We start from the raw sequence: 22166 nt of genomic DNA, 5'->3' as shown, positions 1-22166 counted from the left end.
ACATGGGCCGATATATATAATTGCATTATTCGTAAAACTGCTATTGAAAAAGCATGCAATTGACCTAATCTAAAACATAAGCTTAGCGTCGAATTGAGAAAAGAAAATATTATGCTATTTCATAATCCAAAATTACCTGCTGAAATTCGTGTCAGTCATTTGAATGCATGTATTAACGAACAACGAAAAAAAATTGCTCAAACGACTGCATCTAAATTAGAGCTTTTACAGCTTGCACAGCAACTTTCAAAAGAAGCGCGTCAGCGTAAGAAAAATAATGAAAAAATATATGTACTCGATTTTAAAGGTGATACCGCAGCGTCGGCTGTCGAAAGCCTTCGAGAAGAAATTACATTGATTTTGGCGACTGCAAAAGCAGGTCGTGACCGCGTGGTACTTCGTTTAGAAAGCCCAGGCGGTATGGTACATGGTTATGGTTTAGCTGCTGCACAATTGGTACGTTTACGTGATGCAGGTTTTAAACTAACGATTTGTGTAGATAAAGTCGCTGCAAGTGGTGGCTATATGATGGCATGTATTGGTTCTGAAATTGTCTCTGCACCATTTGCTGTTGTTGGTTCAATTGGCGTGGTTGCACAAGTTCCAAACTTTAATCGTCTGTTAAAAGAAAAGCATATTGATTTTGAACTTTATACCGCGGGTCAATTCAAACGTACTGTGACCATGTTTGGTGAAAATACTGAAGAAGGTAAAGCAAAGTTTGAAGAAGAGTTACAGCAAACGCATAACTTGTTTAAGCACTTCGTTGAAAAATACCGCCCACAACTGAACGTAGAAAAAGTCGCTACAGGTGAGCATTGGTATGGTCAAGACGCCCTAGATTTGAATTTAGTTGATCAACTTAAGACCTCTGATGAATATTTATTAAGTCTTTTACCGCAGCATGATGTTTATGTAATTGAAACTCGTAAAAAACCGACGCTAGGTGAAAAATTAGGCCTGCAGGCAGCTCAAATTGCTGACTCATTGGTTCCTGCTGTGATATCTAAAGTGATGGAATCACTAACGAAAGCCAATGCGAACATGGTTCAATTAAAAGATCCAAAATTATGATTTTAAGTCTCGTCTAGTCGAGCTGTTGTATAGATATAAAAAGGTCATTTTAGGATGGCCTTTTTTAGTGAAAAATTAAATAAAAAATAATTCTGACGAATAAATATATAGAATGGTTTGTTTGTTCAACATCAATTTGATAAGGTACTTAACTAATTATTTATTAGATGTTTATTACATAATAACACTGAGGGAAAAATGACAAAAATTGTCGTGATATCGAAGAAAGATCAAACGATTTTAAAAGAAACTCAGGCCAACAAAATACAAATATCTCAACCTTCAATTATTCAGTTAGAACTCAAGCCAATCGATATTTAATCGATCCATCGAGTAGGGGTAATCCTCCCATAAATAAGCGAAGTTAAAAGTAGAGGTTAAGCAGCCATTAGAGGTGGCTTTCCTTTGTTAGCTTGATGTGGTCTTTCATGGTTGTAATGCCACAACCAGTTTGTTGCATAATCTTGTACTTCATCCAAAGTATCAAATAAATGCTTGCTCAGCCAACTATAACGTATGGTCCGATTATAGCGTTCAATATACGCATTCTGCTGTGGCTTACCCGGTTGAATATATTCAATACGAATACCGTGCTCAGTAGCCCAGCGCACAAATTCGTGACTGATAAATTCGGGACCATTATCGCATCGGATCACTAACGGTTTTTCTCTCCACTCCAGCAATTGATTCAACGTACGAATAACCCTGATTGTGGGCAATGAGAACCCTGCTTCAATGGCTAGGCCTTCGCGGCGGTAATCATCAATCACATTCAATAATCGAAACTTGCGACCATCGGAAAGCTGATCATGCATAAAATCTAATGACCAAACCTGATTTTCTCGGATTGGTTCTTTCAATGGTTCAGGCGCATGCCGTTTTAGTCTTCTTCTCGGTTTAATACGCAGATTCAGTGCCAACTCACAGTAAATGCGGTAAACCCGCTTGTGATTCCAGCAGCAACTCTCAACATGCCGTAAATACGAGAAGCACAAACCAAAGCCCCAATCGGAATTTTCCTCAGTGAGTTCAATGAGCTGTTCAGCAATGAGTGCATTGTCATCGCTGAGTTTGGCTTGATAGCGGTAGCAGGTTTCACTAATGCCAAATGCTTTACAAGCCAAACGAATACTAATGGCATGCTGGGCAACTGCCTGTTGTGCCATCTTACGCCGAAAGATGGCTTTACCACTTTTTTGCCATCGCTTCCTGGATGATTTCGGCCTTTAATCGCTCTTCCGCATACATCTTTTTAAGTCTGGTATTTTCGGCTTCTAGCTCTTTCAGTCGAGCCATTAATGATGTATCCATACCACCATATTTGGCACGCCATTTATAAAAGGTAGCATTACTCATGCCGTGTTCACGGCAAAGGGTCGCTACAGGTGTGCCAGATTCAGCCTGTTTCAAGATGGACATGATCTGACTGTCAGTAAATTTAGATGTTTTCATGCAGAATCTCCTGCTCGTATCTTAAGAGAAAATTCTACTTTTAGATCCTATTATTTTTAGGGGGGATTACCTATGTTTGTAGCTCATTTCGAAGTTGGAAATACATATTCAGCGATCTTATCTGTTGAATCCGTTAAACTAGATGAATTTCCAAATGATAGAATTTTAGGATTTGCAAATGGCTGTAATCGAAGCATTTGAAGCGAAACAAAACTGTTATTTTAATTATGATTTTGAAGAACTGTATTTAGAAGATGATTTTCCTGAAGAACTTTCTGTGTCATTACGTGGAATGCTTTTTCGCCATGAAATTAAATATCCAGACGTGACCTATTATATCTATTTCAGTGATGTGTTAACCGGTTGTGAATTACAGCGCATGAAAGATGATTGGGCAAAATATTGTCCTTTATCTGAATAATTTGGCGCAATAAAAAACGAGGCATTAAGCCTCGTTTTTTATCTATCTAAAATTAGATTTTAGACGTTAGATCTTAGCAATTAAATCTTTCACTTGAGCAGCTTGAGTTGAAGCGTTACCTGTATATGTTGCAGGTGTCATTTCAGCAAGACGTGCACGGTCAGCCGCTGGAACAGCTTCTAACTCGTTACCGTTTACGAAATCAACCATCATGTCGCGAGTCATTGCTTGACCACGAGTAAGCGCTTTAAGTTTTTCGTATGGTTTTTCAACTGCATAACGACGCATTACAGTTTGAATTGGTTCAGCAAGAACTTCTTGAGCATGGTCAAGGTCTTCAAGAATACGTTGAGCATTCAATTCAAGTTTGCCAATACCTTTAGAGCAAGCTTCAAATGCAATCAAACTTTGTGCAAAACCAACACCCATGTTACGAAGCACAGTTGAGTCAGTTAAGTCACGCTGCCAACGAGATACAGGAAGTTTTTCACCAAGGTGAGCCAATACCGCATTCGCAATACCCAAGTTACCTTCAGAGTTTTCGAAGTCAATTGGGTTAACTTTATGTGGCATTGTTGAAGAACCAACTTCGCCTTCTTTCAAACGTTGTTTGAAGAAACCAAGTGAGATGTATCCCCAAACGTCACGGTTAAAGTCGATCAAAATCGTATTGAAACGACGTAGTGCATCAAAAAGTTCCGCCATGTAGTCATGCGGTTCAATCTGAGTCGTGTACGGGTTGAAGGTTAAACCTAAAGACTCTACAAAAGCTTGAGAATGAGCAGGCCAGTTAATTTCAGGGTAAGCAGAGTAATGAGCGTTGTAGTTACCTACAGCACCGTTAATTTTACCTAGAAGTTCAACTTGTTTGAATTGCTTGATTTGACGCGCTAAACGGTAAGCTACGTTCGCCATTTCTTTACCCAAAGTTGTTGGGCTAGCAGTTTGACCGTGTGTACGTGACAACATTGGTTGTTCAGCATGTGTTTCAGCTAAAGCCACAATTGAATCGATGATTTGTTGCATAGCGGCAACTAAAACTTCACGGCCATTTTTAAGCATTAAAGCATGAGACAAGTTGTTGATGTCTTCAGAAGTACATGCAAAGTGAATGAATTCACCTGCATTTTTAAGTTCATCAATGTGAGCAATTTGCTCTTTTAAGAAGTACTCAACCGCTTTAACGTCATGGTTCGTTGTACGTTCAATTTCTTTAATGCGGTTTGCATTTTCTTCAGAGAAGTTCGCAACAATTGCATCAAGTGCTGCATTTGTTTCAGCACTGAATGCTGGAACTTCTGTGATTTCTGGACGGTTCGCAAGCGCTTGTAACCAACGCACTTCAACAGTCACACGAGCATGGATTAAACCAAACTCAGAGAGGAAAGGACGTAGAGCATCACATTTGCTAGCGTAGCGTCCATCTAATGGAGAAAGTGCGGTTAAAGCGTTCATAGCGATTCCTTAAACATTGGAATTAAACGTAAAACAAAGTTCATCACAGCCATCAGTTAAACCACCTGATACTGTAAACGAGCGAGATCTTGAATATCTTGGAGCAGCTTGCGCTTGCTGAAAATCATACCCCACGAGCTACCGCCGAGCTGACGCCACAAGTGAGCCATTTGTAAGCCTGTGAATAATGTCGCGCGAATGCGGTTGGTATGTGCTGTATCTTTAAATGCTTCAGCGTTGCCTCGAACCATAATGCGTGGATTAATTGATCCAGCAGTTTCAATATATGTTTGAGCAAGGTTGGCAATGATACTTGGATGTAAATAATTATTATCGAAAAAGGAGAGCTGTCTAAGAATTTTTTGTTGGGATTGTTCAATAATTTCAACGAACTTCGGATTGCTATACACTTTTTTTTCTAATTGCAATAAAGTCATTGCATAGGTCATTGGTAGCTTGGTATTTGCAAGTTTAGGCAATCTAGATTTTGGGGAAGTGTTAAATGGCTGGGTAATGCTGCTTTCTAAAGTTTTTAAACCGAGAGAAATATCCGCCAATTTATCAAAAAAATCGAGCGTTTGATTGGACTGATTGGATTTAGGACGGATATTCAAACTGGCTTTGATGAGATGTTCAAAATAAAAATTACCGCTTTCACCAATACTTTGTGTACCCGTCAACGCGGTCATATGGGTTAGCTGTGTTGCTTGAAAAACAGCAGCTAACGCCAATGCGCGATTTTGGCGAGTATTCAGAGTTTGAGGCTGTTGAAACGGTAACTCTGTCATCCGAAACAATCCTTATGAAATAAAATCCGGTTTAGGGGAATTGGTATGATGAATCACACCACCACCTAAACAAACTTCACCAGTGTAGAACACCACACTTTGACCCGGTGTCACGGCACGTTGTGGTTCATCGAACTCGACACGTACACCGTTTGGTGCAGCAGGGTCTTTAAATAATGTACATTGTTGGTCAGGTTGGCGATAACGTGTTTTAGCCGTACAGCGAAAACCTGTTTCAGGTATTTCTTGTTCGCCTGCAACCCAATCAATCGCTTCAGACCATAAAATAGTACTTTGCATGAGTGGGTGCTCATGACCTTGGCCAATCACTAAGCGATTACCCTCAATGTCTTTGTGAAGCACAAACCAAGCACCTTCTTCAGCACCTTTGAGTCCTCCAAGACCTATACCGCCGCGTTGGCCGAGCGTATAGTACATTAAGCCGTGATGATCACCAACCTCTTTACCGGTATCTAATACGATTTTTCCGGGTTGCGCAGGTAAATATTGCTTCAGGAAGTCATTAAAGCGACGTTCACCAATAAAGCAGATACCTGTGGAGTCTTTTTTCTTCGCAGTCGCTAAACCTAATTCTTCAGCAATTTTGCGAACTTGTGGTTTTTCAATTTCACCAACAGGGAACAAAGTCTTATTAATTTCGCGGCCATGCACTGCATGTAAGAAATAAGTTTGATCTTTATTTTGGTCTACGCCACGTAGCAGCGGTGCATATTCTTCACCACGTGAATTTTTAAGTGTTTCACCACGACGGCAGTAGTGACCTGTTGCAATAAAGTCTGCACCTAAGTTCACAGCATGGTCTAAAAACGCACGGAATTTAATTTCTTTATTGCATAAAATATCTGGGTTAGGGGTACGACCTGCTGCATATTCTTGTAGGAAGTGTTCAAATACGCGATCCCAATATTCCATGGCGAAATTGGCAGTATGTAGTTTGATTCCAATTTTGTCGCATACGGCTTGTGCATCGGCAAGGTCTTCCATTGCCGTACAGTATTCCGTGCCGTCATCTTCTTCCCAGTTTTTCATGAAAAGACCTTCAACTTGATAGCCTTGTTGAAGAAGAAGTGCTGCAGACACAGAGGAATCTACACCACCAGACATACCGACGATGACACGTTGTTGCATAGGATTAAGCATCCAAATTTGAAATTAAGGGAGAATTTTGGTGCTCGTAAATGAGCGATAAAGGATATTTTTGACCTGAAAGGGCATCTTGCACAGCTTTAATCACCAATGGACTGCGTGCACGTGCTGACTCAATCAGTTCATCAAGCGTCATCCAAACTGCACCAACAATACCTGTGTCTAACTGTGCATCGGCATGGTGCTGAATGTCTTTAGCTAAGAAACAGAAACGGAAATAAGTACGATCAGGGAACATTGGTGGGGTATACGTATACATGCCCAAAAGGTGGGTGATCTCTACATCGTGACCTGTTTCTTCCATGGTTTCGCGAATGGCGGCTTCAATCAGCGTTTCGCCACACTCGACATGACCTGCAGGTTGATTAAATACAGTGTGCGTAACACCTTCTGTATGTTCTTCAACAAAGAGGAATTTTCCGTCTTTTTCAACGACTGTCGCAACAGTGACGTGAGCAGTCCAAGCGGTCATAGAAAAGCACCATGGGTTAAAAACGCTATTCTACAAAATTTAGGGGGCGGTGGCTATGTTGATTTTTTCAAATAACCTTTACGGAGTTTTAATTGAATTAACATTACAGCCTATCTAAGGGATAACTTTAAACGCTGTAATGTTAATAGTTAAAATTTTTTACTCAATGAACGGAATTTTGCTATCACGAGGTAAATCAGGGAACAGGGTATAGATCATATCTGGATTCTTTTGCAGACCTACACCATCAATATATTTCCATTCTTTGCTATCAATAGGGCGTACTGCAAGCATAAAGGAAAGATCTCCCGTCATTTTACGGCCATTCATAGAAATTGTGATTTGCTTGGGTACGGCACAAAACTCATTTTTGCCAATGATATAACTTTGTTTTGGAGGATAAGTGTCAACTTTAGTCACTTGTATTTTATTTTGCTTAAATGAATTTGCAGCAAGTTCTAATATGGCGTTATATTTTTCTGTACCACCAGCAAAATTAATCAGAGATGAATCTGTTTTTTCTGCGATTAATGCATAATTACCTGTATTGAAGGCTGAACCAATTTCTTTAATCTCTTTGGCAATGAATTTTTCATAGTCATCTTTACACTGCGGTGAATTTGCAAAAGCAGTTGTAGAACTTAAAATGATGCCAGTGAAAAGTATTTTGCTAAATAATAGAGTATAAGTTTTAACCAACATTAAATTGTTACTCTGTGTTTGAATTAGTCTATTAATAAAACGATGCAATAAAAAAGTGTAAAAAATAAAGCTGTCGATTATTCACTTTGATCAAGATAATTATTCGCCACTTTCACATAATTCTGTGCTGAATACGGTAAAAACGCTTTTTCTTTATCCGTCAGTGGTCGAACCTTCTTAACGGGACTGCCCACATATAAATAACCACTTTCTAGAACCTTATTAGGTGGAACAAGTGAACCAGCACCAATCATCACATCATCTTCAACAATTACATCATCTAAAATAATCGTACCTATACCGACTAAAACACGATTACCAATGGTACAACCGTGTAATTTCACATGATGACCAATCGTCACATCTTCACCAATAATCAGTGGAGAACCTTCAGGCTTATCTGCTTTTTTATGACTGACATGTAACATTGAGTGATCTTGCACATTAGAGTTTTTACCAATACGAATATGGTTTACATCACCACGAATCACAGCAAATGGCCAAACTGAGACATTTTCAGCCAATACAACATCGCCAATCACCACTGACATTTCATCAACGTAGCAAGTTGCGTCAATTTTAGGGTGATGTTCAAGATAAGGGCGGATGTTTTTAGCCATAAGACGTCATCATTCAATATTTATATTGAAGGAGTATAAATGAAAAAAGCACCCATACCGAAATATGGATGCCTTCACTTTAGTCTTAAATTTTAAATGTGTTTAAAACTTAGAATAAGTTGCTAAAAAACTGTTTGATGTGATCAATCATTTTGGCAAAGAAACCAGCTTCTTCAATATTTTGTAGAGCAACAAGTGGTTTTTCAGCAATCACTTTGCCGTTGAGTGTCGCAACGTATTTACCCACAACTTGACCTTGTTTTAAAGGAGCAGTCAATTTTGGTTGAACAACCAATTGAGTTTTAATCGCGTTTGCTTCGCCTTTAGGCATGGTCACGTTAAAGTTTTCAGCAAGACCAATTTGAACTTCATTGTCTTTACCGTACCAAACTTTTGCTTTAGCCAAAACTTGTTTAGCAGGTTGAACTTTTACAGTTTCAAAATTTGCATAACCCCAAGCTAAAATTTCACGTGTTTGAGACGCACGTTCATTCATGCTCGGCGCACCGAAGATCACAGAGATCAAACGAAGTGGACCACGTTTAGCAGACGTTGTTAAGCAATAGCCCGCTTCATCGGTATGACCAGTTTTTAAACCATCTACACTTGGGTCGGTATAAAGTAGGGCATTACGGTTGCCTTGTTTAATTCCGTTAAACGTAAATTCTTTTTCTGAGTAGATTGGATAATATTTTGAACTGTCATGGATGATGTGCTGTGCAAGAACAGCCATATCTTTAGCAGTAGAGAGATGACCTTCAGCAGGCATACCTGTTGCATTAATGAATTGAGTATTCACCATGCCGATACGTTTTGCCTCTTGGTTCATCATGTGGGCAAAAGTACCCTCATTGCCAGCAATATGTTCAGCCATTGCTTTAGAAGCGTCGTTACCTGACTGAATAATAATGCCACGCAACATTTCTAATGCAGTTGCTGTGCCATTTAAAGGTACATACATACAAGACTCAGAGCTGCTACCGCGGCACCAAGCAGACTCATTCATACGTACTTTTTCATCTTCAGTCAGTTCACCACTCAATAACTTTTGTTCAATGATGTAACTTGTCATCATTTTTGTCATTGAAGCAGGAGCTAATTTTTCGTTTTCATTTTTAGAAGCAAGGATTTGCCCTGTTTCATAGTCCATCAGCACATAAGATTTATTATTCAATTCTGGAGGTGCAGATAAGACGGTTGCCGCAAATGAGAAGCTAGGTGCTAATAGCAATGCAGCAAGGGCAGTTTTTCGGGTCATTCTGGGTGGTTCCAATAACTTAGGTATAAGCACAAAGAGCCTAGCATTTTAGGACAAAGCTAGGCTGACTTCTATGGGGTGTTAGAGCTTATTTTAAAAGTATTGTAACCAATTGGTATTATTTACTGTAAGCGGTAAGTTCTTTGCAAATTTCGCCGTTTTTCTTGTCGCCAGCTTTTTTCGCATCGGACTTGGCTTCCTTTAAAGCTTCTTTAAAACTTTTCTGTTTACTCAGTTGTTCTAAAGCTGTAACAGCGTTCTTTTCTTTTGGCATATATTCTTTGGCTAATTTTGCATAACCGGCATTAAATTTGTTTTGATCTTTGTCATCGACTAATTTTGGACAAACTTCAGAAAGAACATAAATCGCAGCAAGTTCTTGATTTGTAACTGCTGGGGTTGGTGTTACTTCAATTTTTTCATCTGCTGCATGAGCGCTCATTGCTGTAAAAGCAAAAGCAGAAAGACTAAGGGCACAAAGAGATTGAATAAAAGTATGTTTCATTAAAATAACCTGAAATCTTAAAAGCGATAAAAATAATAGACTTAGCTTAATCTTAAATTGATTATGAATCAGTAGAAAATTGTATTGAAGCTGTTGAGAAAGTGGTGAATTGTGAAAGAAAAAAGGATGAAGTGTTTGCTTCATCCTTTTATAGCAACATCATTACACTTAATTTATAAATTATAGGTAAATGAAATGTTTGATCAAAGCTGAATTAAGCTTCGTAATTTAAAACATCGTCACATACTGACTTTTGTTCACTTTTATCCGTTTCTTTTGCAGCTTGACGCGCTTCTTCAAGTACTGATTTGTATTCTGAATCTGCTTGTAATTTAGCTAAAGTCATTGACTTATCAGAATAATCAGCAAGATAAGATTGGGTTAATGTAGTGATGTTTGTATCAAATTTAGCATTTTTACCAATCAATGCAGGACAAACTTCTGCCATGACTTGAGCCGATGCAATATCTTCTTTCACGATGGTATTTGCTTCATCTTGAGTAAAGCCATCGTCAGCAATGACTGCTTGAGATAACAATGCAGCCAAACCTAAACCCAAGATGCCCCGTAATGCAATCGTTTTAATCATTTGTATTCACATATTTATGCTGGATGTTAAAAAGTAAATATATATAATTATTCATATATTTCAATAAAATGTTCTTGCGAGTCATTTTAAAACAGTAACGGAATTTGTCAGTGAATATATTAATTGCCAACGATGATGGCGTTTTTGCTCCCGGTATCCAAGCACTTGCACACGCATTGCGTCCTTTGGGTCGTGTTGTGATTGTTGCACCTGAAAGTGAACGTAGTGGTTTTTCAAGTGCCTTAACACTTGATCGTCCTTTACGACCTGTCGAAATTGCTCCAGATATGTGGGCTGTCAATGGTACACCTGCTGACTGTGTCTATTTATCCATGAATGGTTTATTCGACTTTGAATTCGATCTCGTCGTTAGTGGTATTAATAGTGGTGCAAATTTAGGTGACGATGTTCTGTACTCAGGTACAGTAGGTGCTGCATTTGAAGGGCGTTTGATGAAACAACCTGCTATAGCAGTGTCATTTGCCGGGCCGAATGTACGCAGCTATAACAATCCTCAAGATTATGCTGTTGCTGCGAAATGGGTGCATGACTTTATTGCAGGTGGATTGGTGAATTTACCGCCACGACATATTTTCAATGTCAATATTCCTGACGTGGCTGAATTGAAAGGCACTAAAGTGACTTATCAAGGTCGCCGTTTACAGTCTAAGCCAATTACTAGTCATGTTGACCCTCGAGGTCGCCAAGTTTATTGGATTGGTTTAGCAGGAGAGGCAGTTGCAGAGCCGAAAAAAGGTCTAACTGATATTGAGTCAGACTTTTTTGCAGTCGCAAATGGCTATGTCAGTGTAACCCCTATACAAATGGACGCTACAAACTACGAGATTTTGAATAACTTGCATGCAGAGTTTTCTAAATTGTAAGTATTAATGTTATAACTTTGTGAAATTGGCAAAGCCGTCACTATTTTGCTACGGTTTTTTGCTAATCTTAGCCCATTCATAATGACTATATTATTTCGAATTATTAGTGAGGAAGATGATGTCCCTGGTGTCACAAGATCGCGTTATTGCCGCTCCTGCAGCATTGTTTAAGACGATTGTTTTATCTGCTGCTGTTGTTACGACTGTTGTTATGACAGGTTGTGCGTCAAAGCCACAAATTAATAATGCGACCCGTTATGCGACAGCGCCAGATTATTATACTGTCCGCTCGGGTGATACCTTAAGTGGCATTGCAGCACGTTATGGTCTGAGCTATATCTCTATTGCTGAAATGAATGACATTGCGCAGCCTTATCGTATCTATGTTGGACAATCAATTCGCCTTAAAAATGGTGGTGCACGTCGGACGACCTCGACACAGGCGATGACACAAGCTGCACCTATTCAGCGACAAACGATTGCTTTACCAACACAAAATGCACCTGTTGTTCCTGCAAAAACGACACCACCAACTGTGACACGTACACCAGTACCAACGCCTGCTGTTACTTCATCAAGTTTACGTTGGGTAAGTCCAGTTGCACGACCTACTGTGCTCCAAGGCTACAATTTAGCTTCAAATGTGAAGGGAACACGTTATGCTGGTAATGTGGGGGATGCTATTTTTGCGGCGGCAGATGGTCAAGTGGTTTATGCCGCTGATGGTTTGAAAGAATACGGTAATCTAATTTTAGTAAAACACATTAATGGCTATATTACGGCTTATGCTCATAACAGTAAAATGAACGTGAAAAGTGGAGAAACTGTTAAAGCCGGACAACAAATTGGTGAAATGGGATCTTCAGGTACAAACCGTACTATGCTTGAGTTTCAAGTTCGTTTAGACGGTAAACCAATTAATCCGACTAGTGTTTTACCAAATAATTAAATAACTAATGCAAAAGCAAAATATCCCCGTATAATACAATGAGTTGCTTTTATCAAGAGATGAAGCTTCTCATAAGTTTATGAGGGAAATTTATGTTAGATCAACTTCGAGCAATGGGTGTCTTTGCTTGCGTTGTAGAAAAAAATTCGTTTAGCGGCGCAGCTCGTGAGTTGGGAATTACCACGAGTGCCGTGAGCCAGCAAATCAGATCATTAGAACATGACATGGAAGTTGTACTTTTACATCGCTCCACTCGAAAGTTAAGTTTGACTGAAGCTGGACAAGCATTTTTTCACAGCTGCCAAGAAATGCTATCAGCCGCAGAGCGCGGTAAAATTCGCATCAATGAATTACGTGATGACTTAGTTGGAGAGCTTCGAATTGCTTCAACTCCTGAGTTATGCGCTAATCATGTGATTCCAGCGTTATCACATTGGATGTCTGCACACCGTAGCTTATCTGTACATTTGGAAGCGGATAATCAATATATCGATTTGATCGACGGTCGTATTGATATTGCACTGCGTATGAGCCCGAAAATTGAGGATCAGAATCTTCAAGTCGTACCACTTGCACATGTTGAGCAGGTTTTGGTTGCAGCGCCGAGTTATATTAATCAGACTTCACTCATCTCTCGTCCAGAAGACTTACAAAATCATGATTTACTGCATATAAACTTGGTTAAAAATTATCAGCAGTTTAGTTTTGAGCATGTTTCTACACATGAGCGCACGCATATTGAAGTTAATTCACGTTTCACAACCAATAATGTGCTTGCTGCAAAATCTATGTGCTTACAGGGCCATGGTGTAGCGCGAATTTTGTATTTAGATATTCAAAAAGATTTATTAAATGGATCTTTGGTCGAAGTTTTACCTGAATGGCGTTTACCATCTTTTACCTTATATGCAGTGATGTGTAAGCGTGATCAACAACCGACTAAAATCCACCGTTGCTTAGATGCTTTAAAACAGTATTTCAGTCAATTACCTGGCGGACGTGTATACCAAGACGCATCATAATTAGCCTATGTCTTATATTGAATAACAATAAAAAAAGCCGCTAGAAGCGGCTTTTTTATGCGTGGATAATTAAGCTAGAAAGCTTTTTACCATTTTCACAATGCGTTCGATCAATTTATCTGCTTCAGCTTGTGTAATATTCAGCGTAGGCAATAAACGAATCACAGAACCTGCAGTTACGTTGATAATTAATTTGTGTTCATCACGTGCAATGGCAACAAGTTCGCCACAAGCTTTTGGTAATTCAATACCAACCATTAAGCCAAAACCACGAACAGTCACGTTTTGCTCCGCAAGTTGCTCTGTGAATTGCTCAACAAGATACGCGCCCATATTTGCAGCATTTTCAACAAGGTTTTCCTTTTGAATGGTATCAATCACGGTATAAACCACACGTGAACCTAATGCTGTACCGCTATAAGTTGAACCGTGGTTACCCGCTGTTAAAACGCCAACACCACGACCTTGAGTCATGACTGCGCCGATAGGGAAGCCATTACCCAGGCCTTTAGCTGTAGTTAGCACGTCAGGAACAATATTGGTGTGTTGATATGCAAAGTATTTACCTGTACGACCATTACCTGTTTGCACTTCGTCAAGCATCATTAACCAGTTGTGCTGATTACAGATACGACGAATTTCTTCGAGGTAGCTAAAACCTTGGGGAGCAGTATTTACACCACCTTCGCCTTGGATCGGCTCAATCAAAATCGCTACGATGTCAGGGTGGTGAATCGCCGCTTCTTCAATCGCTTCAATATCACCGAAAGGTACACGAATAAAACCTTCAACCAATGGGCCAAAGCCTTCTTGAACTTTTTTGTTACCTGTCGCAGATAATGTCGCCATGGTACGACCATGGAATGAATGATCAGCAACAATAATTTTAGGGCTTGCAACACCTTGCATATGACCAAATTTACGTGCAATTTTGATTGCACCTTCATTCGATTCTGCACCACTGTTTGAGAAGAACACTTCTTCCATACCAGCAACTTCAGCCAACTTTTGTGCAGCAGCTGTTTGCCAAGGCACTTCAAACAAGTTACTGGTGTGAATTAATGTTGCAGCTTGTTCAGCAATCGCCGCTGTAACAGCAGGATGTGAGTGACCTAAACCACATACAGCAATCCCTGTAAGTGCATCTAAGTATTCTGTGCCATCTGCTGTATACAGGTGAGCACCTTGACCTCGGACAAAGCTGATCGGTTGGCGGCCAAATACCGGCATCAAATGTGATGGTTGATCAGTTTGTACAGGGGCAAGGGTAATGTTATTCATGACTAACTCTATCTGTCAGGTGATTGAAATAATATAGAGGAGACGCCATATTAAATATGAGCATCAAGGGGTCTATATAAGCAAAATATGCCCCGAATGAAAAGCTGAAATGTAAATAAAACATGAAATATTGCTTTAGTCATATTGTTTTACTCAGTTTTGGGTATAATGCGAAGCAGATTTATTGAGGATATATCAATGACTGAACAAGCACGCGATACAGAAGCGTTAATTCGTGACCAAATTGCAAAACATGCAGTTCTACTTTACATGAAAGGTACTCCACAATTTCCACAATGTGGTTTCTCTGCACGTGCAGTAGAAGCACTCAGTCAAATTGGTCGTCCGTTTGCTTATGTAAATATTCTTGAAAATCAAGATATTCGCGCAACTCTCCCGCAAATTGCAAACTGGCCGACTTTCCCGCAATTATGGATCAACGGTGAGTTGATTGGCGGTAGCGACATTATGCTTGATATGTTCCAAAAAGGTGAATTACAACCTTTAGTTGAACAATACAGCCCAGCTCCTGAAGCATAATTAGCATGTACCAACAGGTGTAAATGCTAATATGCAAATAAAAATAGCGCCCTCGAAGGCGCTTTTTTTATATCTCAAATATACGAAGTATTTAAAATTTAGGTGAAAATTCGCGACACAATCTAAGTTTCATTTAATTGTGCGGCGAATAACTCAACGATTGTTTCCACTCAAAGTTTATTCTGCGTTAGGGCTCACTTCATCGATATTTTCTTCATTCGATTCAGCTTCTTTAGCAGTATCTACTTTTTTGGACTTTTTGTCTTTTTTGGCTTTCTTCTTTTTTTTCTTTTTCTTCGGTTCTTCTTCCTCGAACTCGGCTCCATCTTCAATTGCTTGCCAGTATTCTAATTGCTCCATAACAGCAGCATAAATTGAACCTTTGCTATAACGTCCTTTTTTATCAAGTGTGCCCACAGGGCGAGCCATCAAAATTTCTAAAGCTTGGTCGATGGTATCAATGGCATGAATGTGGAATTGCCCAAGTTTTACCGCTTCGATTACGTCTTTACGTAGCATTAGATGTTGCATGTTTTGACGTGGAATAATTACGCCTTGTTTGCCGGTTAAACCTTGCAACTTGCATGCATCGTAAAAGCCTTCTATTTTTGCATTCACGCCGCCAATCGGTTGTACTTGTCCCAATTGGTTCATTGAGCCTGTTATTGCCCATGATTGATCAATAGGTAGTTGGCTGATGGCAGAAATTAAAGCAGATAGTTCGGCAACAGTTGCGCTGTCGCCATCGACTTGACCATAACTTTGTTCAAAGGCGAGGGCAGCAGAGAAATGTAAGATTTGTTCACGACCAAAGTGGGCTTTAAGAAAGCTCGACATTAATAACACGCCTTTGGCATGTAATGAGCCACCGAGTTCAACACTACGCTCGATATCGAGAATATCTCCACCACCTTGATATACCGATGCGGTTAGGCGAGAAGGTAAACCAAATTCAACATCAGCATATTGAATAACAGACAAAGCATTAATTTGTCCGAGACGGTGTCCTTTGGTTTCAATTAACTGTGTGCCACGGCTGAGATCTTGCCAATACAATTCACGCAAATAACCTAAGCGATACTTACGGTGATCGAGTGCGGTATTGATGTGATTTTCAGTCACCATTTTGTCGCCCGAAAGTGCAGCGTGATGATGTGCTTCACGAATTAAGTCACCCAAGGTGAGGGCGTGTAATGACAAAGAGCTTTGATCTTCGGCTTGACGGCTAGAGTCGGTCAATAAAGCTGCCAAAGCACTGCGGTCAAATGGTAATAATTTATCTGTTTGTACATAATCGGCAATGAGCTGCATATAAGCCTGCTCATTAATGTCATTACGTTGTAATGTATCTGTAAAGTCAGCACGGATTTTAAAGACACTGCCTAACTCAGGTTCAAGCTCTAAAATGTCATAATAAATATCTGGTTCAGCTAGCAATATCACTTTGATATTTAAATCAATTGCAGCTGGTTCAATTGAAATACTACCGGTTAAAGTGAGCATGTGTTCAAGCGATGAAAGTTTTAATTGCCCAGATTTTAAGGCACGCTTTAAACCTTGCCAGGCATACGGCTGTTCCAGTAATTGCTCAGCTTCTAAAATAAGAAAACCGCCATTGGCTTTATGCAATGAACCAGGACGGATTAAAGTAAAGTCCGTGGTAATTGTGCCATTTTGAGTCAGTTGTTCAACATGGCCCAATAAGTTGTAGTGCGTTGGAAAGTCTTCAAAAATAACTGGTGCGCCAGCATTCGGCTTGTGGCTTGCTATGATATTGGCTTGGTAACGTGAAGGAATGCGATTGAATTGACCTGGGGTAAAATCATCTTCTTCTTGCTCGAGCACAAATTCAACATTACTAATAATGTCGTCTGCATACAATTTAAGATAATTCTCTAAACCTGCTACAGATCCAAATTTATTCTGAATTAAATCAATCCGTGGAATTACCACTTGTTTAGCAATTTCACGGTTTAATAATTGAACTTTATCACGTGCATTATCTTCTAGATCACCAAGATGTAAGCCTAAGCGTTCAAGTTTTTTATCCATATAACGCATATTGGACGCAATTTCGGCGCGCTGCTTACTATTTAAAGCATTGATGTCTTCTTTGGACATTTCTTGATATTTGTCATCAATCAAATGCACAGGTACGAAACAATGTTCATCATCTTGAGAAATGAGCTTTAGATCGAGGTCTTCACCTTCACGTGTAATTTCAATTAAAGCTTGATGTTGTTCATCACCGGCATGTTGGCGAATCATTTCAATACGATTGTGATACGTTTCAGCAGTGAAGCGTCGTTCAAGCTGTTTTAAAATGGTTTGCCAGCTTTGATGCAGCATGGTTTGAAACTTAACAGCTTGCCCAGCTGGGAACTGAAGGGCTAAAGGTTCACGTGGAAATTTAAAATTATTGACATATACCCAATCACAAGGAGTTGGCATATTTTTCGCGTGCTGTTGTAATAAACGCTTAATCATGGTGCGTTTACCAAGCCCAGCTGTACCCACTGCAAAAATATTGTAGCCGGAATAAGGCAATGCAATGCCTGCCTCAACCGAAGCACGTGCACGATCTTGTCCTAAAAAATCATTTAGCGGTTTTATACGTTTAGTAGATGTTGGTATTTTTTTTAGGTCAGGTGTGTGTGTGAGTTGCTCTGGTGGTAATTGTGTTTTTGTTAGCGTGTTCTGAATTTCTGGTTGATCAAATGCGCTCTTTAAAGTCGTTTGAATTTCTTGCGGTTTGTTTGTGCTGCTTTCGTTGACTGTAGTTGATAAAGAAGAGTGAATTTGTTCAAGTCGCTGGGTCACTGTTGAATCCAAAACAAAAGATAAAGAATATAGATTAAAGGTATACAGGTTTGATGGTAAAGATCAAGCAACAGCTGATTATTTCTCTATAAAATAAAACAATGATTTCATAAATGTTGTTGAAACAAAATTGATTAAGCGATTGAATAGCATCATTCGATTTTGACAAAAATAATCTGAGTCATGACAACACAAGCTTCAGGATGGAAATCTGCTTTTACTGCGTTTTTAGATCGGCGTGCGCTGATTATGCTGTTTCTCGGTTTTTCAGCCGGTATTCCAATTCTTCTTATATTTTCAAGTTTATCGCTGTGGTTAGGTGAAGCTGGGATTGATAAAAGTGCGGTAACTTTTTTCAGTTGGGCAGCACTCGGTTATTCCTTTAAGTTTGTTTGGGCACCACTGATTGATGAATTACCTGTTCCATTTTTAACTTCACAGCTTGGTCGCCGTCGAGCTTGGTTGTTGATCGCGCAGATTTTAATCATCTGTGCCATTTGTATTATGGCTTTTTCAGATCCAGCCTTAGGTCAAAGCTATATTTATCAAATGGCGGCAGGCGCAGTTTTGCTCGGTTTCTCTGCTGCGACACAAGATATTGTGATTGATGCTTATCGTATCGAGCTTGCTGAAGCAGAAATGCAAACCGTTTTAGCGTCTACATATAATGCGGGCTACCGTATAGGGATGATTGTTGCGGGTGCGGGGGCTTTATTTTTGGCAGCTTACTTAGGTACAGCCAAAGGTAATTATATATACGATGCTTGGAAATATACTTACTTAGCAATGGCAGCTGTCATGTTTGTCGGTATTATCACCACACTTTGTATTCGTGAGCCAAATGTAGAGCGGAAACAAAAAGATTATAAACGTAGTGATTACTATCGTTTGGTTGCAGTATTTTTCGTTTCGGTGATTAGTTTTGTCTTGAGCTATATCTATTCAGGACGGCTGCTGGAGGTATTAAAAACCGCTTGGGAAGTTAAAGATTCCTTCTTATTATTTAGTTTAGAAGCTGTACGTTTCATTGGCTCAGGTGCCGTCGCATTGCTCGTTGGTTCAACACTGGTAAAAACTGGTGCTGTGAACAAGCAAATGGCGTATGAAACTTGGGTAAATCCAATTGCAGATTTCTTTAAGCGTTATGGGTTAAAACTCGCATTGGTTTTACTTTTGTTGATTGGCTTTTATCGCATCTCAGACATCATTGCAGGTGTGATTTCCAATGTGTTTTATCAAGACTTAAATTTCAGCAAAGAACAAATTGCTGAAGCGGTTAAAGTCTATGGTGTAATTTTTAGCCTTATAGGTGGCTTTCTTGGCGGATTGCTTGCACAGCGTATGAACATTATGAAGTTGATGTTCGTTGGTGCGATTTTAGCGAGTTCAACCAATTTGATTTTTATCGGATTAGTTAAATCAGGTCAATCATTAGATCCAGTAAAAGTCCAAGTGGGTGATAAAAATTATGTTGCGATTCCTGATGAAACAGGTGCTTGGAAAATTACAGTACCAACGGATGTGTTAAAGCAGAACCATGAGATTTCAGCAACAGCTGTTTACTCGATTGCTGATTCGTATCCAGTTACAGTCAGTATTCCTTACTTAAATGATGCGCAAAATACAGGTGCATTATTGCTTTATCCTGTGACCGCAGACAACGTTGTAAGTGCGCATGAGCAGAGCAATGGTATTGTGGTTCGTGGACATTATAATCGTGAATTAAGTGATGCTCAGAAAATTCAGGTGTTGTTAGATGGGAAACCTTTCGATGCCAAACTGGATAAACAAGGTATTTTCACAGCGACGATTCCGGGGCAAGTTTTGGTAAATTCAAGCTCTAAACAATTATTGACTCAAGTTGTAGATGGAACGAAAGTCATTTCTACAAAGCAACACAAATATGATGTAAATACGTCTGCGAATATGGCGGGTGTACTTGATATTGATATTCAGCCTGTAAACTTGGCTCAAGCGGGAAATGAAGTTGAAATAAAAGGTAAAGTGATTAAACCTTATAGTTCTAAATGGTTGTACTTTGCCATTATTGTTGACAACTTAGCTTCTGGTTTAGCAGGTGCAGCATTTATTGCATTCTTATCGAGTTTAACAAGTGTTTCATTTACTGCTGTGCAATATGCTATTTTCAGTTCGTTAATGACTTTAACGCCAAAAATCTTAGGCGGCTATTCAGGCACGATTGTGACGAATATCGGTTATCCAAAATTTTTCCTCATGACAACTTTAATCGGTATTCCAATTTTAATTTTAGTAGTTTGGGTTGCAAAGCTACTAAGAGAACACGGGCAAAAAAGTAGTTAAAATGACTTTAATAGACATATGAAGTAGATAAAAAAGCTCATCATTATGATGAGCTTTTTTATGGGCATAATGATAAGTATCATCGCATTAGTATTAAAGGATAGTACTTCAGTTATTTCTAGGCACATAAAGACGAATGGTATTCAAATTGAACTTTTGTATTTAAATGCCTATAGTAATCAGCAAAATTAATGTTTAGGAAAATGAATCATGCGCATGCTGCATACCATGTTACGTGTAGGCAATTTAGAACGCTCATTGGCGTTTTACACTGAAGTACTCGGTATGACTTTGCTTCGTAAACGTGACTATGAAGAAGGTCGTTTTACTCTTGCATTTGTAGGTTATGGTGATGAAGCGAACCATACCGTACTTGAACTCACTCACAATTGGGATACAGCTGAGTATGAGCTGGGTAATGCTTATGGTCATATTGCGATTGCAGTTGATGATGCTTATCAAGCGTGTGAAGAGATTAAATCACGTGGTGGTAATGTAGTGCGTGAAGCAGGCCCAATGAAGGGTGGCGTAACAGTTATTGCATTCGTAGAAGATCCAGATGGCTACAAGATCGAACTGATTCAACAAGATGTCAATGCACGTAATAACTAAGCGAGATGTTTTTATATTTATCATTTAGGCTAAATCATTGTACTAAATAACGAATATAAGTGAATCGCACTCGCTTTTTTATATATGCCCAGTAAGATAAATGTTTACCTCTCGGTAAATTTAACTTGTTGGGCATTTTTATGTCTGAAATAAAGTTTAGAAATAACAATACAGGATGTAGTGATGTTGAAACTGTTAGCGCTTGATCGTTTTACGATACTTTTATTTGTTATGGTGATATTGGCAACATTTTTACCAGTTTCAGGGCAGGCGGCAGATATTTTTGGTGTGGTCACCACCGCTGCAATTGCGATTTTATTTTTTTTGCATGGTGCCAAATTGTCACGTGAAGCTGTGATAGAAGGAGTCATGCACTGGAAGTTACATGCGCTGGTCTTCGCATTTACATTTGCATTGTTTCCAATATTAGGCTTATTGGCTAAACCTATACTTGTACCGATGTTAGGAAAGGAGTTGTACTGGGGTTTCTTGTTTATGTGTTTTTTACCCTCAACAGTTCAATCCTCCATAGCATTTACATCGGTTTCCCAAGGTAATGTTGCGGGTGCCGTGTGTAGCGCATCCTTCTCTAATATTATTGGTATGTTTATTACACCTGTACTGGTCGCTTATTTTATCTTGGGGCAATCACAACATAATTATGATCCGACCGCATCGATTATCCAAATTACTTTATTGCTCTTGGTTCCTTTCATCTTAGGTCAGGTCTTACGGCCATGGGTCTTTCCGTATATGAAAAAACTACCCAAGATCGTTAAAGTATTTGATCAAGGATCAATCTTAATGGTGGTGTATGGCGCTTTTAGTAGTGCTGTCGTAGCAGGTCTTTGGCATCAAGTCAGTGGAATGACTTTATTTATACTGATTGTAGCGTGTTCAGTATTACTGACTATCGTGATGTTACTTGCACTCTATGTCCCTAGATGGTTGGGCTTTAATCGTGCTGATCAAAAAACTATATTCTTTTGTGGATCAAAAAAGACCTTGGCAAGTGGTGTACCAATGGCTCAAATCTTATTTATTGGTCAACCACTCGGTATGATTGTTTTACCGATTATGATTTTCCACCAGATTCAATTGATGGTGTGTGGAGTGATCGCAAATATTTGGTCAAAGCAACAAGCAGGTAAACTTTAAATTTCAGTATGAATGGGCAAACGAGCTTATTGAACTAAGCTGCTAGATTTGAATGTGGGATTGAAAAGACTGAGT

22 protein-coding genes are annotated in these 22166 nt (G+C 39.3%); 10 read left to right on the top strand and 12 right to left on the bottom strand.

Going from position 1 to position 22166, the window contains the following annotated elements; all coding sequences use genetic code 11:
• Positions 1-111: 111 nt before the first annotated feature.
• Entirely contained in the window at positions 112-1074 is a 963-nt protein-coding gene (gene sohB / locus A9J31_RS04570) for a protease SohB (RefSeq protein WP_067762782.1), read from the top strand.
• A 198-nt stretch (positions 1075-1272) separates the two neighbouring features.
• Complete coding sequence (locus A9J31_RS15895) at positions 1273-1395, top strand: hypothetical protein (protein ID WP_257222925.1); 123 nt, start codon at positions 1273-1275, stop codon at positions 1393-1395.
• A 56-nt stretch (positions 1396-1451) separates the two neighbouring features.
• Here A9J31_RS15895 and A9J31_RS04565 read toward each other — a convergent pair.
• Positions 1452-2526 (bottom strand): IS3 family transposase gene (locus A9J31_RS04565; RefSeq protein WP_150923101.1). Its coding sequence is split into 2 segments (ribosomal slippage): positions 1452-2265 and positions 2264-2526, totalling 1077 coding nucleotides; the frame shifts between segments, so codons are not numbered across the junction.
• 178 nt (positions 2527-2704) lie between these two features.
• Between A9J31_RS04565 and A9J31_RS04555 the strand changes: the two genes are divergently transcribed.
• Positions 2705-2947: a hypothetical protein gene (locus A9J31_RS04555; protein WP_067762781.1), complete on the top strand. Its 243-nt coding sequence runs from the start codon at positions 2705-2707 to the stop codon at positions 2945-2947.
• A gap of 66 nt (positions 2948-3013) precedes the next feature.
• Here the strand turns inward: A9J31_RS04555 and purB are convergent, their stop codons facing one another.
• The 9 genes from purB to A9J31_RS04510 form a co-directional block, all read right to left on the bottom strand.
• Entirely contained in the window at positions 3014-4402 is a 1389-nt protein-coding gene (gene purB, locus A9J31_RS04550) for an adenylosuccinate lyase (RefSeq protein ID WP_067762780.1), read from the bottom strand.
• A 56-nt stretch (positions 4403-4458) separates the two neighbouring features.
• Complete coding sequence (gene hflD, locus A9J31_RS04545) at positions 4459-5190, bottom strand: high frequency lysogenization protein HflD (RefSeq protein ID WP_067762779.1); 732 nt, start codon at positions 5188-5190, stop codon at positions 4459-4461.
• Between the two features lie 12 nt (positions 5191-5202).
• Positions 5203-6339 (bottom strand): tRNA 2-thiouridine(34) synthase MnmA, encoded by a 1137-nt coding sequence (gene mnmA / locus A9J31_RS04540; protein ID WP_067762778.1) that lies wholly within the window; start codon positions 6337-6339, stop codon positions 5203-5205.
• Between the two features lie 4 nt (positions 6340-6343).
• Positions 6344-6829 (bottom strand): NUDIX hydrolase, encoded by a 486-nt coding sequence (locus A9J31_RS04535; protein WP_067762777.1) that lies wholly within the window; start codon positions 6827-6829, stop codon positions 6344-6346.
• 159 nt (positions 6830-6988) lie between these two features.
• Entirely contained in the window at positions 6989-7531 is a 543-nt protein-coding gene (locus A9J31_RS04530) for a hypothetical protein (protein ID WP_067762776.1), read from the bottom strand.
• 77 nt (positions 7532-7608) lie between these two features.
• Complete coding sequence (locus A9J31_RS04525) at positions 7609-8151, bottom strand: gamma carbonic anhydrase family protein (protein ID WP_067762775.1); 543 nt, start codon at positions 8149-8151, stop codon at positions 7609-7611.
• A gap of 109 nt (positions 8152-8260) precedes the next feature.
• Entirely contained in the window at positions 8261-9409 is a 1149-nt protein-coding gene (gene dacC / locus A9J31_RS04520; protein ID WP_067762774.1) for a D-alanyl-D-alanine carboxypeptidase PBP5/6, read from the bottom strand.
• A gap of 118 nt (positions 9410-9527) precedes the next feature.
• Positions 9528-9914 carry an MCR_0457 family protein gene (locus tag A9J31_RS04515; RefSeq protein ID WP_067762773.1) on the bottom strand — a complete coding sequence of 129 codons (387 nt, stop codon included), beginning with the start codon at positions 9912-9914 and terminating at the stop codon, positions 9528-9530.
• 214 nt (positions 9915-10128) lie between these two features.
• Positions 10129-10503 (bottom strand): MCR_0457 family protein, encoded by a 375-nt coding sequence (locus A9J31_RS04510; RefSeq protein ID WP_067762772.1) that lies wholly within the window; start codon positions 10501-10503, stop codon positions 10129-10131.
• 110 nt (positions 10504-10613) lie between these two features.
• On the opposite strand from A9J31_RS04510, the gene surE reads away from it, so the two are divergent.
• From surE to A9J31_RS04495, 3 genes are all read left to right on the top strand, one after another.
• The gene (gene surE, locus A9J31_RS04505; RefSeq protein ID WP_067762771.1) at positions 10614-11387 is read left to right on the top strand and encodes a 5'/3'-nucleotidase SurE; all 774 of its coding nucleotides are present in this window, start codon (positions 10614-10616) and stop codon (positions 11385-11387) included.
• A 118-nt stretch (positions 11388-11505) separates the two neighbouring features.
• Entirely contained in the window at positions 11506-12336 is an 831-nt protein-coding gene (locus tag A9J31_RS04500) for a peptidoglycan DD-metalloendopeptidase family protein (RefSeq protein ID WP_067762770.1), read from the top strand.
• Between the two features lie 92 nt (positions 12337-12428).
• Complete coding sequence (locus A9J31_RS04495; protein WP_067762769.1) at positions 12429-13358, top strand: LysR family transcriptional regulator; 930 nt, start codon at positions 12429-12431, stop codon at positions 13356-13358.
• Between the two features lie 69 nt (positions 13359-13427).
• On the opposite strand, the gene A9J31_RS04490 is transcribed toward A9J31_RS04495, so the two are convergent.
• Entirely contained in the window at positions 13428-14639 is a 1212-nt protein-coding gene (locus A9J31_RS04490; RefSeq protein WP_067762768.1) for an aspartate aminotransferase family protein, read from the bottom strand.
• Positions 14640-14837: 198 nt separating this feature from the next.
• Between A9J31_RS04490 and grxD the strand changes: the two genes are divergently transcribed.
• The gene (grxD, locus tag A9J31_RS04485; RefSeq protein ID WP_067762767.1) at positions 14838-15179 is read left to right on the top strand and encodes a Grx4 family monothiol glutaredoxin; all 342 of its coding nucleotides are present in this window, start codon (positions 14838-14840) and stop codon (positions 15177-15179) included.
• Between the two features lie 177 nt (positions 15180-15356).
• On the opposite strand, the gene A9J31_RS04480 is transcribed toward grxD, so the two are convergent.
• Positions 15357-17921, bottom strand: coding sequence for a Lon protease family protein (locus A9J31_RS04480; protein ID WP_425394343.1), 2565 nt, complete (start codon positions 17919-17921; stop codon positions 15357-15359).
• A 261-nt stretch (positions 17922-18182) separates the two neighbouring features.
• On the opposite strand from A9J31_RS04480, the gene A9J31_RS04475 reads away from it, so the two are divergent.
• The 3 genes from A9J31_RS04475 to A9J31_RS04465 all read left to right on the top strand — a co-directional run bounded on the left by A9J31_RS04475 (position 18183) and on the right by A9J31_RS04465 (position 22091).
• On the top strand, positions 18183-20321 hold the full coding sequence (locus A9J31_RS04475) for an AmpG family muropeptide MFS transporter (protein ID WP_067762765.1): 2139 nt from the start codon (positions 18183-18185) through the stop codon (positions 20319-20321).
• 210 nt (positions 20322-20531) lie between these two features.
• Positions 20532-20933, top strand: coding sequence for a lactoylglutathione lyase (gene gloA / locus A9J31_RS04470; protein WP_067762764.1), 402 nt, complete (start codon positions 20532-20534; stop codon positions 20931-20933).
• 183 nt (positions 20934-21116) lie between these two features.
• Complete coding sequence (locus tag A9J31_RS04465) at positions 21117-22091, top strand: bile acid:sodium symporter family protein (protein ID WP_067762763.1); 975 nt, start codon at positions 21117-21119, stop codon at positions 22089-22091.
• The last annotated feature ends 75 nt before the right edge of the window (positions 22092-22166 follow it).

This window comes from Acinetobacter gandensis (assembly GCF_001678755.1).
Lineage (GTDB): Bacteria > Pseudomonadota > Gammaproteobacteria > Pseudomonadales > Moraxellaceae > Acinetobacter > Acinetobacter gandensis.
The sequence above is the reverse complement of the archived record's forward strand: the minus strand, read 5'-3'. Positions and strand labels throughout refer to the sequence as shown.